The organism is Francisella sp. LA112445 (assembly GCF_012224145.1).
Classification (GTDB): Bacteria; Pseudomonadota; Gammaproteobacteria; order Francisellales; family Francisellaceae; genus Francisella.
In genome coordinates, this window is record NZ_CP041030.1 from 689,492 (window position 1) to 703,027 (window position 13,536).

Consider the following 13,536-nt stretch of genomic DNA (forward strand, 5'->3'; position numbering starts at 1 on the left):
TTTTATACCCTAAGTTTAGTAAGTTTCTTTAATATAGGTGTTAATGCAAATAATATAACAGCCATTATAATTGCTGCAATAAAAAGTTTAAAATACCCCGAAGCAAAGCTACTTGCTGGAGTGTTTTTTGTAACCGCAATATGTGAGCTTATTACACCACCAAAAAATCCTGCATAAGCACTAATTGTCCACCATACGCCCATCATTGTTGATTTTAAATGCTCTGGCGCAAGTCGAGTAACAAGTGCTAAACCAACTGGTGAGATACATAGTTCACCAAATACTAGCATTAGATAGCAGAGTAACAGCCATATTACATTTGCATGTCCAGCATTAGCAGCTATTGATCCAGCTATGCTTAAGAATAAAAAGCATAGTGCAAGAAATACTAAACTAAGTACAAATTTAAACTCATCAGATGGTTCTTTGTTTCTCTGTCCTAGCTTTTGCCATAAGATAGCAAAGAATGGGTTTATGATTATTAGCAATGTTAGCTGTGTTGCCATAAGCGTAGTTACAGGCATATCAAAGCCTAGAATATGCAGATCAATATTACTTTTTATAAATAGTGGTATGCTTATAGATGTTTGGTTGCTTAGTGACCAGTAAAATAGCATAAATATTGAAAGTATTAGTAATATTGCGATATTGGTCTTCTGAGCTTTACCAAGTGATTTCCATAATGAAACTAGGTATATTAATAGAACTATTCCGGATAATGAAATTATTACCATTGATTCTGTTGGATGTGCTATTAAATAAGCAAAGACACATGCTGAAACTATTACAAATAAAATTATAGCGTACCAAACATTTAATCCTAGAAATAAATTCTTTTTCATAATTTCGAAGTTAGGTTCATCACAACTTTTAGGAAAATGTTTTTTACCTGATTCAAAAAATATTAATCCAAGTGCCATACCAAAAGCCGCTAAACTAAAGCCATAGTGCCAGCCAATCTTCTCACCGACATAGCCAACAACAAAAGTAGCTATTACAGCTCCAATATTTATACCTGTGTAAAAATAAGCAAAACCACTATTGCGTAGAGCCTCTCTATCATCATAGAGTCTACCAACCATTGTTGAAACATTAGATTTGAAAAAACCAGTTCCAGCGGATATGCATCCTAAACCTAAAAATAAAGCTATATCACTAGATCCTGAAAGTGCCATAATTATATGTCCAGATATAATCGAGATACCGCCTATCAATACACAGCGTCTATAGCCAATCACTCTATCAGCTAAGATACCACCAACTGCAGTAGTAATATAAAGAAATGTTACATAGCTACCAAATATCAATGCAGCATTAGCATCTGTGAAGTTTAATTTTTGAGTCATGTATAAAATTAAGATTGCCGCTAATCCGTAGTAACTGAAGCGTTCCCACATTTCCGCGAAGAATAAAAATTTGAGTCCTTTGGGGTGTTTTAGAGATTCCATTTATGATTTTAAATAAAAAAACAGTAAAATTCATTCTATCCAAACTTTTTTTATAAGTCATTATTATTTAGCGTTTGATATCTATAAATTTAACTCATATAATCATCCAACATTTGTGCAAATTATTTTGGAAATAAGTTATGAGTGTTAAAGGATCTTGTTTATGTGGTAGTGTAAACTTTGAGTTAGAAGGTGATTTTGAGAGCTTCTTTTTATGCCATTGTTCTTATTGTCGTAAAGATACAGGGTCAGCACATGCAGCTAATCTTTTTTCATATAATGCAAAATTAAAGTGGGATTCTGGTCAAGGTTTAGTTAAAAACTTTAGACTATCAGGAACTAGACATACAAAAAGCTTTTGTAAGGAATGTGGTTCAGCTATGCCGATTGAAGTAGCTGAATTAGGTTTAGTTGTTGTCCCTGCTGGAAGCTTAGATGATGAGATTTCAATTAATCCAACAGCACATATTTTTACAGCAAGTAAAGCTAACTGGGATGAAAATTTAGAAAACGTTCATAGTTTTGAAGCTTTGCCTCAAGCTTAACCAAGATTAGTATTCTTTACCATCCATTAGCTTTTCGATACCTACAAAAGCCACATTAAATATTACAGGGCCAAGAAATATTCCAATAAAACCAAAAGCTTGGATTCCACCCATAATACCAATTAATGAAGCCACAAAACTAAGTTTGACTTGTTTATTGATAATTTTAGGTTGCATAATATTATCTGTAAAAATATTAAGTGCAAATCCAACTACTAATATAATAATAGCTTTTGTAGTACCATATATTACAAATACAGCAGCAGCTAAAAGTATATAAACAATACCAACCATAAATGGAATCATTGAAGCTATTGCTGAAACAAAGGCAAAAAGTATAGGGCTAGGTATAGATAATGCGGAGTAGGTGACTCCCATAATCACTCCAACAAGCATAGCTGTTAGAAATATTGCTAAACTAACTCTACGTGTTGTTATAATTGCTGTTGAGATAAAGCTATCACTATCATGAAAGTCTTTTAAGACAACATTCTTGAAGAACTTCTCTACAGTTGATCCACTTACTAAAAATTGATATACCAATAAGATAGTTATTAAAAAATCTGTTAGCAGACTTACAGATGTTGAGCCGATGTATTTGATCGCAGGTAATGCTTGACCTAGGTTTGAAATTATTTTTTCTTTATCATGCTTAATTGCATTTATAAGCTTATCAAAGTGTTGTTGAAGATACTCACCGGCATATGGTATCTTTGCTATTGAAACACTGAGCTGGTTAAAGGTTTGAGATAAAGATTCAGAGTTTTGTAAATATGAAATAACCTCAGTAATCGCATATGAAATTACGATTAACATAGGAATGAAAATGCATAATAAAATCCCCATAGCGATAAGAAAACTACTTTTATGTCTGCCTATATGTTTTTCTAGATATACTTGTAAAGGAGCTAGAATTATAGCTAAAAGAGCTGCAAATAAAATTGGATAAATAAAAGGGTAGAGTACCCATATAATTAATGCGCCAATTAGGCATGTAATACTGAGTTTTTTGATTATTGAATATGATGTCATTTTTACACTAAATAAGATGTGTTTTATATTTTATTAAGGATATCAGTATACTAGAGCTTGTTAAACAAAGATTTACATCACTAATTACCATTTTTCTTGATTGCCTTGGGCATCGAGAAATTTACCTGAGTCTTTAGATTTGAGTGAGCTGATAAGTTTAGTCATAGCTGTAATACTGTCTTTGACCTCGAGAGAAGCATTTTCTCCACCCATAAAAGTTTTAACCCAACCAGGACGCAGGCTTATAGTTATTATTTCTGGGCACTCCGCAGCAAAGGTTTTTGTTAGCATATTAAGAGCAGCTTTAGAAATACGATAAGAATAGCCAAAACCAGCCTTTGTTTGTTCTATAGAACCTGCTTGACTAGCCATATTTATAATTATTGGCCTATCAGATTTTAGTAGATTATCCTTAAAGTTATGAATAAGGTAGAATGCTCCTAAACAGTTAGTCTGAAAAGCATCATTTATCCAGCTAGGATCTGTATTTGATATACTTATCCTCTTATGATGCTCAGGATAAACACCTGCATTATTAATTAGTAGATCAAGCTTTTTATTCTTATATTTTTTGGATAAAATTTCTTGCTCATTAGAGCTAGTGACATCAAGTTTTTCTATACTAAGATTTTTATATTTTTAAGAAAGCTTATTTAGATTATAAGCTTTGGCTGGGTTACGACAGGTTGCAATTACATGGAAATCATTTTCTAAATAATACTCAACAAAACCAAGACCAATACCTCTGTTTGCACCAGTTACCAAAACAGTTTTTTGTGAAAGATCTGACATATTTCTTTATGAATTAATCTAATTATAAATTGTATTGTACCATCTATTATAGATTAGTAAAAAAATCAAAAATTAGCTATCTGCTTTTGAGTATTTTTGAGCTTTTTGTTTTTTTGGTAGATTATCTTTACTGTGTTTGTTTCTAAATTCTTTAAGATCATCTTTAGACATATTACTAGTAAACTGTTTTCTTTCATTTTTATTCATATTTTTATATTGTTGAGGTGTGGTTTTAAAGTCTTGTAGAGTTTGGGCTCTTTGACTTGCATTAGAATGTTTTGGTGGTTTTGCAAAAGCTAAAGAGCTTAATCCAATAGTTAATCCAAATATAATTATTAATGTTTTTTTCATATTCTTTCCTCTATAGTTTTATCAAAATACCTTGGTAGGTATTTTCATTATATCTAATTTAATACTTTTAAATAGGTTTTAGTTAATCTTCACAAGAAATTTTTTTTAGTTTATCGATTTAATATATAGAAATATTATAAAAGAGAATATAAAGGCTTTATTTTGTGAGAAATAATTTCTTATATAAGATAACAATTATCTTTTGCTTGTTGAGTTAGATCAGATGCTGTTGCTGATGGTAGTTCAACAGCTCCAACACCTGCACCTAAAATAGCGCCTAAAATAACTGCTCCGCCTATTTGAAACGGTTGTATAAATGAGTTTTTACTTAAACCACCACTGTCGAACATCATTGGAGACATCATAGCTCCACCAAACATTCCTCCCAGCAAGCCTACAGGTACCATTAAGATAGTTCCTACACCTATGCCGACTACAGAGATAGGGCTCATAAGAGTAGTAGATAATGTGCTACATTCTTTTTTTTGCTTATTATTTTCGTTTTTTAATGTTTTTGGTGTTGGATTACTTACATCTTTATTTTCTGACAAACAATATCCTACATTGGTGGTTAGGAGTAATGTTGTAATGCTGAAAAATAAGACTATCTTTTTAATCATAATTCACTAATTAATGATTCATATTAAGCTATATTATCACTTTAAATTAGATTTTTGGAAATTATAAAATTGAAATATGAATAAAAGAAAAAATATTTAGAAAGTAAAAAATTACCAACCAGTAACTTCTTTAAGCTTAGAACCTAACTCTGCAGGTGATCTAGTGTAAGCAATGCCAGCAGCTTCAAATGCAGCGAATTTCTCATCAGCAGTACCTTTACCACCAGAGATGATAGCACCAGCATGACCCATACGCTTTCCTGGAGGAGCTGTAACACCAGCGATATAACCAATAACTGGCTTAGTTACGTTGTGTTTGATGTATTCAGCAGCTTCTTCTTCAGCTGTACCACCAATCTCACCGATTAGGATTATAGCTTCTGTTTGAGGATCGTTTTCTAGAAGTTTTAAAGCTTCGATTTGGTTCATACCAGGGATTGGATCACCACCTATACCGATACAAGTAGACTGACCAAAGCCTAATTTAGTAGTTTGAGCAACTGCTTCATAAGTTAAAGTACCAGAACGAGAGATGATTCCAACTCTACCAGGCTGGTGAATATGGCCAGGCATAATACCAATCTTACATTCACCTGGAGTGATAACACCAGGACAGTTAGGACCAACTACTTGTACATCTTTACCTTTTAAGTATTCTTTAACTACTAGCATATCTAGAGTTGGAACACCTTCTGTAATGATTACAACTAACTTAACACCAGAATCAATAGCTTCGATTGCAGAATCTTTTACAAATGGAGCAGGCACATAAATTACAGATGCATCAGCACCAGTAGCTTTTACAGCTTCTTCCATAGTATTGAAAACTGGTCTATCTAGATGAGTTTGACCACCTTTACCAGGAGTTACACCACCTACGATATTTGTACCATAAGCAATAGCTTGCTCTGAGTGAAAAGTACCGTTTTTACCAGTAAAACCTTGTACTAAAACTTTTGTATTTTTATCAATTAATACGCTCATTATTTAATATCCTTTTAACTGTTTTAATTTATTAACCTAGTGATTTCACAACTTTATCAGCAGCATCAGCTAAACCATCAGCAGGGATAAGTTTTAGACCTGAATCAGATAGGATCTTAGCACCTTTTTCTGCATTGTTACCTTCTAGACGAACAACTACTGGTACAGTTACATTTACTTCTTTAACAGCTTCGATAATTGCTTCAGCGATCATATCACAACGAACGATACCACCGAAGATGTTAATTAAAACAGCTTTTACATTCTCATCATCTAGGATTAGTTTGAAAGCTTCGATTACTCTTTCTTTAGTAGCACCACCACCTACATCTAGGAAGTTAGCTGGCTTACCACCGTATAATTGGATGATATCCATAGTAGCCATTGCAAGACCAGCACCGTTTACCATACAACCGATGTTACCTTCAAGAGCTACATAGTTTAGCTCATGCTCAGAAGCTTTAAGTTCTTTAGCATTTTCTTGAGATTTATCTCTTAGAGCTAATAACTTAGGATGTCTATAAAGAGCATTTGAATCAAGGTTGATTTTACCATCAACACAAACGATATCGCCATTTTCTCTTACAGCAAGAGGGTTGATTTCAAATAAAGCAAAATCACATTCAACAAAAGCTCTGTAAGCACCTAGCATTGTCTTAACAAAATCATTGATTTGTTTACCTTCAAGACCTAGCTTGAAAGCAACTTCACGAGCTTGGAATGGTTGAAGACCAACTAATGGATCAACTTCTACTTTAAGAATTTTCTCAGGTGAGTTGTGAGCAACTTCTTCAATATCTACACCGCCTTCAGTTGATGCCATGAAAGTTACTTTACGGCTTGATCTATCAACTACAGCACCTAGATATAATTCACGAGTTACAGGGTAAACATCTTCAAAAACACCTACAGAGTTAACTGGCTGACCTTCTGCATCTGTTTGGAATGTTACAAGATTTGTGCCAATTAGGCTCTCAGCTACTTCACGAGCTTCTTGAGATGATTTAACAACTTTTACACCACCAGCTTTACCACGACCACCAGCATGTACTTGAGCTTTAACTACCGCAAATTTGCCACCGATTTGGTCAAATGCTTGAGCAGCTTCATTAGGGTTGTGAGCTACAATACCTTTTTGAACTTTTAGACCATAGCTTTCTAAAAGATCTTTAGCTTGATATTCATGTAAGTTCATCGATTTTCTTCCTTATTTGATCGTTTGACGAAAATTTTGTAAATAACAGGTAAAATAATAACGTATTTGCCTTATTTTTTCTAATAAAAAAGCAGCATATAAGTTCAATTAAGCAAAGGTTTTGACCTAAGCGTTAATATTACCTATTTAGAGTATTGTATGGTATTTATTTTATTCTTGCAAATAGCTATGTTTTTTATATTAATAATAAATATATTTTTATGGTTTTTTACCAGTTTAAGCTTAGTTGTTAAGTTTGGGTTGGAATACGTCAAATAATCACTTTACTATCTTAGATAACTATATTTAGTATCTTTTGAGATAAAAATACTATTTTAATATTTCGATTTTTCTATAATATGATAATGTTAGTTTAGTAAGTTTAAAAAAAAGTAAGGTAAAATAAAAATGTTTGATTATATATTTAATAAAATAAAATCGACTATTTTTTCAAAAATTACGCCAATCCAATTGCTTTTGACATCATTGTTTGCATTTGTATTTGGGTTTGTTCCAGGAATATCATATTCACCGCTAATATTTGTAGGAGTGTTATTTTTAGTTATTATTCTGAGAATTAATATAGGTGTGTTTATATTTATTGCAATAATAGCAAAGGCTCTTTCATTTATTTTAGAGGCGGTTAGCTTCTCATTAGGGCAGTTTTTGCTTGATGGATTTACACAACCCATATTCAAGAGCTTAGTTAATACTCCTGTTGTGGCGTATGCCGGCTTTGATTATTACCTTGTTACAGGTGCTTTTGTACTTTCTATTATTTTAGGTTTAATTTTTGGGATTATTATTGCGAAAATATATAAGAAAATAGTTGCAAAAATGTCTGTGGTTCAAGCAGGGTCAGAGCTATACAATCGCATCACAAAGAACTTTTTTGTGAAAATAGCTAGTTGGATTTTCTTAGGCAAAAATGTTGCAAAAATCGACTGGGTTAAGATGAAAAACCGTAAGTTTAGACAACCATTTAGAATAACTGGTGTTATTCTAGTTGGATTAATTGTTGCGACTATAGCTTATGCTCCACAGATTTTAGAGACTTCATTAGTATCAAATATTATCAAGCAACAGTTAACAAAAGCAAATGGAGCTACTGTTGACTATAGTTCTTTAAAACTAAATTTAAGCGATGCGAGACTTAAGATAACAGACTTAGGTGCGGCGGACCCAGCAGATTTAAATAAAGATAGATTCTATGCTAAATCTATTAGTGCTAGCATAAATATTTCTCACCTACTAACAAGACAAATAGCATTAAAAGATGTTGTTGTAGAGGGAGTATCTTTAGACAAGCAAAGAGAGTCTAAAGGTGAACTATATATCAATACTATAAAGCCTGCATCAGAAGAAAAAACTCAACCGATTTCTGAAGCGGCTAAAAAGCAAGCTATTGATAACATCAAAAAAATAAGTGGTGATTTACAGCAAGTTGACTTGCAGCAGTTAAAAGATAACGCTAAAGAAGTCAAGGATGTTGCAAGTAATATAAAAGAAGCGGTAGAGTTCTTATCAAGCTTTAGATCAAATCAAACTAAAGTTACAGACTCTCAAGTTAAACAACAAATTATTACGCCTAAAGATCAAGCTCAGGTGTATGGTTATGCAAATGTTAGAAATGAGAGTCTACGTGATAAGTATCCTAATTTTGTAGTTCAAAACATTGATGTTAAAGACTATAAAGATGGTGATACTTTATATGATGCGACTATAACTAATATATCTACTAATCCAGAGTTATTAGCTAAACCTACTACTGTTGATGTTAAATCGACAAATAATAAAAATCTTGATGTTGGTGTAGTTATTTCAAATAAACCTAATGTCGATAATACAGTTAGATTTAATGTGGCTAATGTAGCTGGTGATGAAATAAAAGGTTTAACTATCCAGGGTGTTGGCTTAGATGCAGATAGCTTAGATATCTCTGGTAATGGAACTTGGCAGTTTAGTGGTGTTAGAAATGTAAACTTTGATATCCCATTACAGTTAGACTTCAAAAATGTAGGTATTAACTTTAATCAGTTTAAGCAGAAAGTTTCTGATTTAACTCTAAAAGGAGCTATCTCAGGTGACTTAAATAATGTAGGGTTTGGCTTAGATACATCTTCTCTGAAAAACTTAGTGAGTGTTGATACTGTGAAAAATACAGCTTCACAAGTAGCTAAGCAAACTGGATTAGATAAAAAAGCTCAACAATTTTTAGATAATACTAAAATAAATGGTAAATCTATAAGTAATATAAGCGTAAATGGTAAGTCAATAAAAGATTTAAATGCTCAAGATATAAAAAACTTAAATCCTCAAGATGTTAAAAATATAGCATCTAGTTTTGGTGTTCAAATTTAAACTATATTCTTCTAGTATTTTCTCTATTTAAATTACTAATCATATAATTCTCTTCAAAATATACCGAAAGTGTATTTTTGATTGATTTAATTATTCCTAAATAATTTGATTTGATTTAAACTTATCTAGAATATTTTTTTATAAATTTGCTGTTTAAAATTTTGCATGCTTTCTTATACTTGAGTATGCTTTTTATTAAGAGTAGTTTATATGATATGGACTTTTTCCTACTGTTAGTGGAAAATAGCTTTATAGATTAGAGTTAAAGATTAAATTATATAAGAGATATTTCAGGAGATATTTAATGAAGAAAATATTGGCAGCTATTTTAGGCGTTTCAGCATTAGTGCTATCGAGCTGTTCGAGTCATCAAGAAATTAAGGCGAGTAATAAGCACAGTGTTGGTCAGCAAAGACCTATAGATTATGCAAGAGTTATTGCTATTCCTGCAGTTGTAAATGAGCTGTTAAACGATCAGATGACCCCAACAATAGGACCTAAAGATGCTAAGAAAGCAGTAATTGTCTTTTATGACTATGGTTGTTACAGTTGTACAAAAACTTATCCTAAGATGGTTAAGTTAGTAAATGAAGAGCCTGATGTGAAGTTTATATTCAAAGCTTATCCATCATCATCTAGAGCTGACAATAAAGTCCCTAACTATGCTTCATTAGTTGCTAATGAGTCATATCTTCAAGGAGGCCCTGAGCTATTTGCTGAGTATAATAAAATTATATATGCTCAGCGTGAAGCAAATGGTAAATTAACACTTCAAGATGTTGATGATGCTATTAAAAAGCTAGATATTGCCGCAGATAAGCCTAGACTTAAACGACAAGCAGAAAAAGAAGAGTTAAAAACTAAAAGAGTAGCTAAACTGATAGGCTTCAAAGGACCATCTTCATATATTGTTTTACCAACGAACTTAGCAAAAATGAATTCTGAGCAATTGGAAGCTAATGTTGGACAAATATATGTTAAGACTTTTAAAGAGCCTACTAATGCGACTAGTTATCATAAGGCGATTGATGAAACTATAAAAGATATGAGAGAGCAGCTAGAAAAGATTAAGTAAGAAACTATAAATTTAAAACTATCTACGACCTCCACCTCTCATTGCTCCTCCTAATTTCATTGCATAGCTTAGATTTCCAAATTGATTTGAGTTAATAAACCTGTGGTTTGCTTGGTTAAAGTATTTTCGTCCATAATCATTGTAGCCATACCCATACCATCCATAAGGAAAGTAGTCATAGTCATATGGAAGATATTCATCATTATATATAGAGTTATTATATCCTTCAGGGGATTGCTCAGGATAATAATTGGGAATATTATTATAATTGTTGATAGTTATATTTCCTGGAGTTTTAGATTTAACAGTATTTATGCTACCTAATTTAATTTTTTTAGCACCATTGCTTTTGATATTTGAAAAGGATGTTACTCCATCTATATTATTCTCATAGACTGATCCTATACATAGGCAAAATGAAAAGGTAGATATTGTGACTATTAGTATTGATTTAAGCATAAAAAATTCTCTATATTTAAAGTTGTTTCTTATAGATAGTACTTATAACTATCTACTGTGTATATTCTGTATTTTTGATTTATTTCTCCATAAATATAGCTTTACATGAATAAACCCTTTGACACATTCAAATACTATAAAATGAAGATATATAAGAACCGATATGGTAAAAATTCTCTCAAAAGGACCTACAGTATGCAAAAGCATATTTGTGAAGTGAAGATAAATGACAATCATAATTAAAAATAAAGTTACAAGAAGGTTTAGTATATTTGGTATACCTTTTTCTACATACTCTCTTTTAGACATATTGTAGATAATTTGACTCTTTATTTTATCTTTATATTCAATGCCATAAATTAAGAGTATATCCTCTTTTTTTACTTTACTCTTTTTTAGCTGATGTTTGTTTATTTCTATATAACTTTTTTCAAAGATAACTCTGGTTGATTCATTAGTTATCTTAGTTTCTAGAACTTTTTTTAGTAGTACTTTATATCTTCTCCACTTCATCGTTATGCTAACACTCCTGTAATGTCTCTCAAACTTATTTTATAACTTGTATAAAGAATAAGCATTAAAAATTTTATTTATTTATTATTTTTTTATATATTTAGTTATTAATTATTGATAATATGATTACTGAGAGATAATGATTTTACTAATTAATGAGGGTATTAAAAATGTTTGCAAAATTACTAAATAAAAATCTTGAGCCTTTAGTTGATAGCTTAATAGAGAAAGAAAGATTTGTAGTAAACGATGTACATGCTGTTGATACTATAAATACTGTGCCAATAGATGACAACCCTGAGTTAAAGTTCTGGCAAGAGAATTTTCAGCAAAAGCCTCTAAGAAGTTTTGTTGAAAAAGACTTTAGTGATAAGAATTGTATTTTATCAAAAATTGCATTTAGAGAACCTGACAGTGATGTTCGACAGTTTTCAGAAAAAGTAAAAGCTCCAAATAACTATTCAGAAGCAAATAAGCATTTACCAACAGTAGAAAAGAAGGTGTATGACCTTAGAAGTGTTGAGAATGTAAATATGCAAAATTACGGTATTGAGTTAGTAAAATTAGAAAAACCTATGATTCTAGATCTAGAAGGAGATGTTTATGAGAATATCAAACCTTATCTAGATAATATCTTTAAAGGGGTTGATAGAGTTTTTCCAGAAGCGGATAAAATAATTTTAAGGTCTGCTTTGGTTCGAAATATTGTCAAAGACTCTAATGATAAGGGTATCGGTTCAGCTCATTCTGATTTTACTTGTTCATCTGGAGCTCAGTGTCGAAGTTTTTTACTAGAGAGGGGACTTTTAAAAGAAGGGCAAAAATATATATTTGTAAACGCTTGGATGCATGTTAATCATAAGTCTCAGACATCAACTTTGGCTTTTATGTCTGGTAAGTATGCAAAAGCAGCAGATATGGGCATTATAGAGGTTAAATCAGAGGAGTTTAAAAACTCAAGCTATAGATTAAAAGATAGTTCTAATCACTTTTGGGGATATTTTCATAATCTTGATATTGATGAGTTAGTGATCTTTAAGCAGTTTGATAGTGAAAAAGCAAAAGTTTATCAAAATCATAATGATGTAACTTATCATTCGGCAGTAAGGTTATCAGAAGGAGTCGATGTTAGAAGTAGTATGGAGCTTCGCTTTGTTATAACTTTTAACTAGGTTCGATTTTATTTATCAAAAACTCTTAAAGCGTCTAGAAATGTATCAACATTTGCATCTTTTTTAGTAGCATTTTCACTTAGATACCTACGATAAACTCTAGCATTTGGTAAGCCATTAAATAAATTTAGAGTATGCTTTGTTATATTATTAAGTTTAATAAAAGGATCCTTTTGCATTTGTTGAGTAATATATTCAGCCATTTTATAGCCAACTTCAAGAGGAGTTGTTTGTGATGGCTCTTGATTATAAAACTCATGATCAAAGTCTCTAAATATCATAGGATTGTGATATGCTTCACGACCAATCATTACACTATCAACATGCTCTAGGTGTTTGTGGGTAGCTTCAATAGATGTAATGCCACCGTTGATACCAAGCTCTAAATTTGGGAAGTCTTTCTTTATATTGTAGACAACATCATATTTAAGCTCTGGTATTGTACGGTTTTCTTTTGGGGAAAGACCACTTAACCAGCCTTTGCGTGCATGAATGCACACAAAATCAACACCCGCTTGAACTTGCTTATTTACAAAGTTATGTAATTCTTCATAGCTATCATTATGGTCATAACCGATACGGCACTTAACAGATACTGGAATGTCAAGATTATCTTTCATCGCCTTGACGCAATCAGCAACTAGATCAGGTTCTGCCATTAGAGATAGGCCAAAGTTTCCTTTTTTAACTCTTTCACTAGGACAGCCAACGTTTATATTGATTTCATCATAGCCTAACTTTTCAGCTAGTTTACCACATGTTATAAAATCTTTAGGCACACAACCACCAAGTTGAAGAGTAACGGGGTTTTCTTCAGGATTGTATTTAAGTAGAAAATCTTTATTACCATGAAGTATCGCATTTAGAGTGACCATTTCTGTGTATAACATGGTTTCTTTAGTTATTAAGCGCATCATATAACGGTAGTGCCTATCTGTCCAATCAAGCATTGGAGCAATACATATTTTTCTACTATTGTGGTTCATTTT

The 13,536-nt window shown here is 31.8% G+C and carries 13 protein-coding genes and 1 pseudogene; 4 read left to right on the top strand and 10 right to left on the bottom strand.

From position 1 onward, the window contains the following. Positions 1–2: 2 nt before the first annotated feature. Positions 3–1,448: a peptide MFS transporter gene (locus tag FIP56_RS03370; RefSeq protein WP_192577560.1), complete on the bottom strand. Its 1,446-nt coding sequence runs from the start codon at positions 1,446–1,448 to the stop codon at positions 3–5. 140 nt (positions 1,449–1,588) lie between these two features. Between FIP56_RS03370 and FIP56_RS03375 the strand changes: the two genes are divergently transcribed. Next, complete coding sequence (locus FIP56_RS03375) at positions 1,589–1,993, top strand: GFA family protein (RefSeq protein WP_192577561.1); 405 nt, start codon at positions 1,589–1,591, stop codon at positions 1,991–1,993. Positions 1,994–1,999: 6 nt separating this feature from the next. Here FIP56_RS03375 and FIP56_RS03380 read toward each other — a convergent pair whose 3' ends face one another. The 6 genes and pseudogenes from FIP56_RS03380 to sucC form a co-directional block, all read right to left on the bottom strand. Beyond that, positions 2,000–3,025, bottom strand: coding sequence for an AI-2E family transporter (locus tag FIP56_RS03380; protein WP_192577562.1), 1,026 nt, complete (start codon positions 3,023–3,025; stop codon positions 2,000–2,002). A gap of 84 nt (positions 3,026–3,109) precedes the next feature. Beyond that, a pseudogene (locus FIP56_RS03385) lies at positions 3,110–3,817 on the bottom strand (SDR family oxidoreductase). 72 nt (positions 3,818–3,889) lie between these two features. Further along, positions 3,890–4,168, bottom strand: a complete 279-nt coding sequence (locus FIP56_RS03390; RefSeq protein ID WP_192577563.1) for a hypothetical protein — start codon at positions 4,166–4,168, stop codon at positions 3,890–3,892. Between the two features lie 179 nt (positions 4,169–4,347). Then, the gene (locus FIP56_RS10325; protein WP_245323092.1) at positions 4,348–4,788 is read right to left on the bottom strand and encodes a hypothetical protein; all 441 of its coding nucleotides are present in this window, start codon (positions 4,786–4,788) and stop codon (positions 4,348–4,350) included. 111 nt (positions 4,789–4,899) lie between these two features. Continuing rightward, positions 4,900–5,772 carry a succinate--CoA ligase subunit alpha gene (sucD, locus tag FIP56_RS03400; protein ID WP_150466416.1) on the bottom strand — a complete coding sequence of 291 codons (873 nt, stop codon included), beginning with the start codon at positions 5,770–5,772 and terminating at the stop codon, positions 4,900–4,902. Positions 5,773–5,803: 31 nt separating this feature from the next. After that, entirely contained in the window at positions 5,804–6,967 is a 1,164-nt protein-coding gene (gene sucC / locus FIP56_RS03405; protein WP_192577564.1) for an ADP-forming succinate--CoA ligase subunit beta, read from the bottom strand. A 408-nt stretch (positions 6,968–7,375) separates the two neighbouring features. On the opposite strand from sucC, the gene FIP56_RS03410 reads away from it, so the two are divergent. Next, positions 7,376–9,328: a TIGR03546 family protein gene (locus tag FIP56_RS03410; protein ID WP_192577565.1), complete on the top strand. Its 1,953-nt coding sequence runs from the start codon at positions 7,376–7,378 to the stop codon at positions 9,326–9,328. Between the two features lie 304 nt (positions 9,329–9,632). Beyond that, the gene (locus tag FIP56_RS03415) at positions 9,633–10,403 is read left to right on the top strand and encodes a thioredoxin domain-containing protein (protein WP_192577566.1); all 771 of its coding nucleotides are present in this window, start codon (positions 9,633–9,635) and stop codon (positions 10,401–10,403) included. An 18-nt stretch (positions 10,404–10,421) separates the two neighbouring features. On the opposite strand, the gene FIP56_RS03420 is transcribed toward FIP56_RS03415, so the two are convergent. Continuing rightward, positions 10,422–10,862 (bottom strand): hypothetical protein, encoded by a 441-nt coding sequence (locus FIP56_RS03420; protein ID WP_192577567.1) that lies wholly within the window; start codon positions 10,860–10,862, stop codon positions 10,422–10,424. A gap of 48 nt (positions 10,863–10,910) precedes the next feature. Then, a complete protein-coding gene (locus FIP56_RS03425; protein ID WP_192577568.1) occupies positions 10,911–11,375 on the bottom strand; it encodes a hypothetical protein in 465 nt (154 codons plus the stop codon). A gap of 170 nt (positions 11,376–11,545) precedes the next feature. Between FIP56_RS03425 and FIP56_RS03430 the strand changes: the two genes are divergently transcribed. Further along, a complete protein-coding gene (locus FIP56_RS03430; RefSeq protein ID WP_192577569.1) occupies positions 11,546–12,547 on the top strand; it encodes a CmcJ/NvfI family oxidoreductase in 1,002 nt (333 codons plus the stop codon). Between the two features lie 8 nt (positions 12,548–12,555). Here FIP56_RS03430 and dusA read toward each other — a convergent pair whose 3' ends face one another. Then, a complete protein-coding gene (gene dusA / locus FIP56_RS03435) occupies positions 12,556–13,533 on the bottom strand; it encodes a tRNA dihydrouridine(20/20a) synthase DusA (protein WP_192577570.1) in 978 nt (325 codons plus the stop codon). Positions 13,534–13,536 lie beyond the last annotated feature (3 nt).

Bases quoted from the DNA above. Each gene is read 5' to 3' on its own strand.
- FIP56_RS03370 (WP_192577560.1), bottom strand. From the start codon at position 1,448: ATGGAATCTCTAAAACACCCCAAAGGACTCAAATTTTTATTCTTCGCG.
- FIP56_RS03375 (WP_192577561.1), top strand. From the start codon at position 1,589: ATGAGTGTTAAAGGATCTTGTTTATGTGGTAGTGTAAACTTTGAGTTA.
- FIP56_RS03380 (WP_192577562.1), bottom strand. From the start codon at position 3,025: ATGACATCATATTCAATAATCAAAAAACTCAGTATTACATGCCTAATT.
- FIP56_RS03390 (WP_192577563.1), bottom strand. From the start codon at position 4,168: ATGAAAAAAACATTAATAATTATATTTGGATTAACTATTGGATTAAGC.
- FIP56_RS10325 (WP_245323092.1), bottom strand. From the start codon at position 4,788: ATGATTAAAAAGATAGTCTTATTTTTCAGCATTACAACATTACTCCTA.
- sucD (WP_150466416.1), bottom strand. From the start codon at position 5,772: ATGAGCGTATTAATTGATAAAAATACAAAAGTTTTAGTACAAGGTTTT.
- sucC (WP_192577564.1), bottom strand. From the start codon at position 6,967: ATGAACTTACATGAATATCAAGCTAAAGATCTTTTAGAAAGCTATGGT.
- FIP56_RS03410 (WP_192577565.1), top strand. From the start codon at position 7,376: ATGTTTGATTATATATTTAATAAAATAAAATCGACTATTTTTTCAAAA.
- FIP56_RS03415 (WP_192577566.1), top strand. From the start codon at position 9,633: ATGAAGAAAATATTGGCAGCTATTTTAGGCGTTTCAGCATTAGTGCTA.
- FIP56_RS03420 (WP_192577567.1), bottom strand. From the start codon at position 10,862: ATGCTTAAATCAATACTAATAGTCACAATATCTACCTTTTCATTTTGC.
- FIP56_RS03425 (WP_192577568.1), bottom strand. From the start codon at position 11,375: ATGAAGTGGAGAAGATATAAAGTACTACTAAAAAAAGTTCTAGAAACT.
- FIP56_RS03430 (WP_192577569.1), top strand. From the start codon at position 11,546: ATGTTTGCAAAATTACTAAATAAAAATCTTGAGCCTTTAGTTGATAGC.
- dusA (WP_192577570.1), bottom strand. From the start codon at position 13,533: ATGAACCACAATAGTAGAAAAATATGTATTGCTCCAATGCTTGATTGG.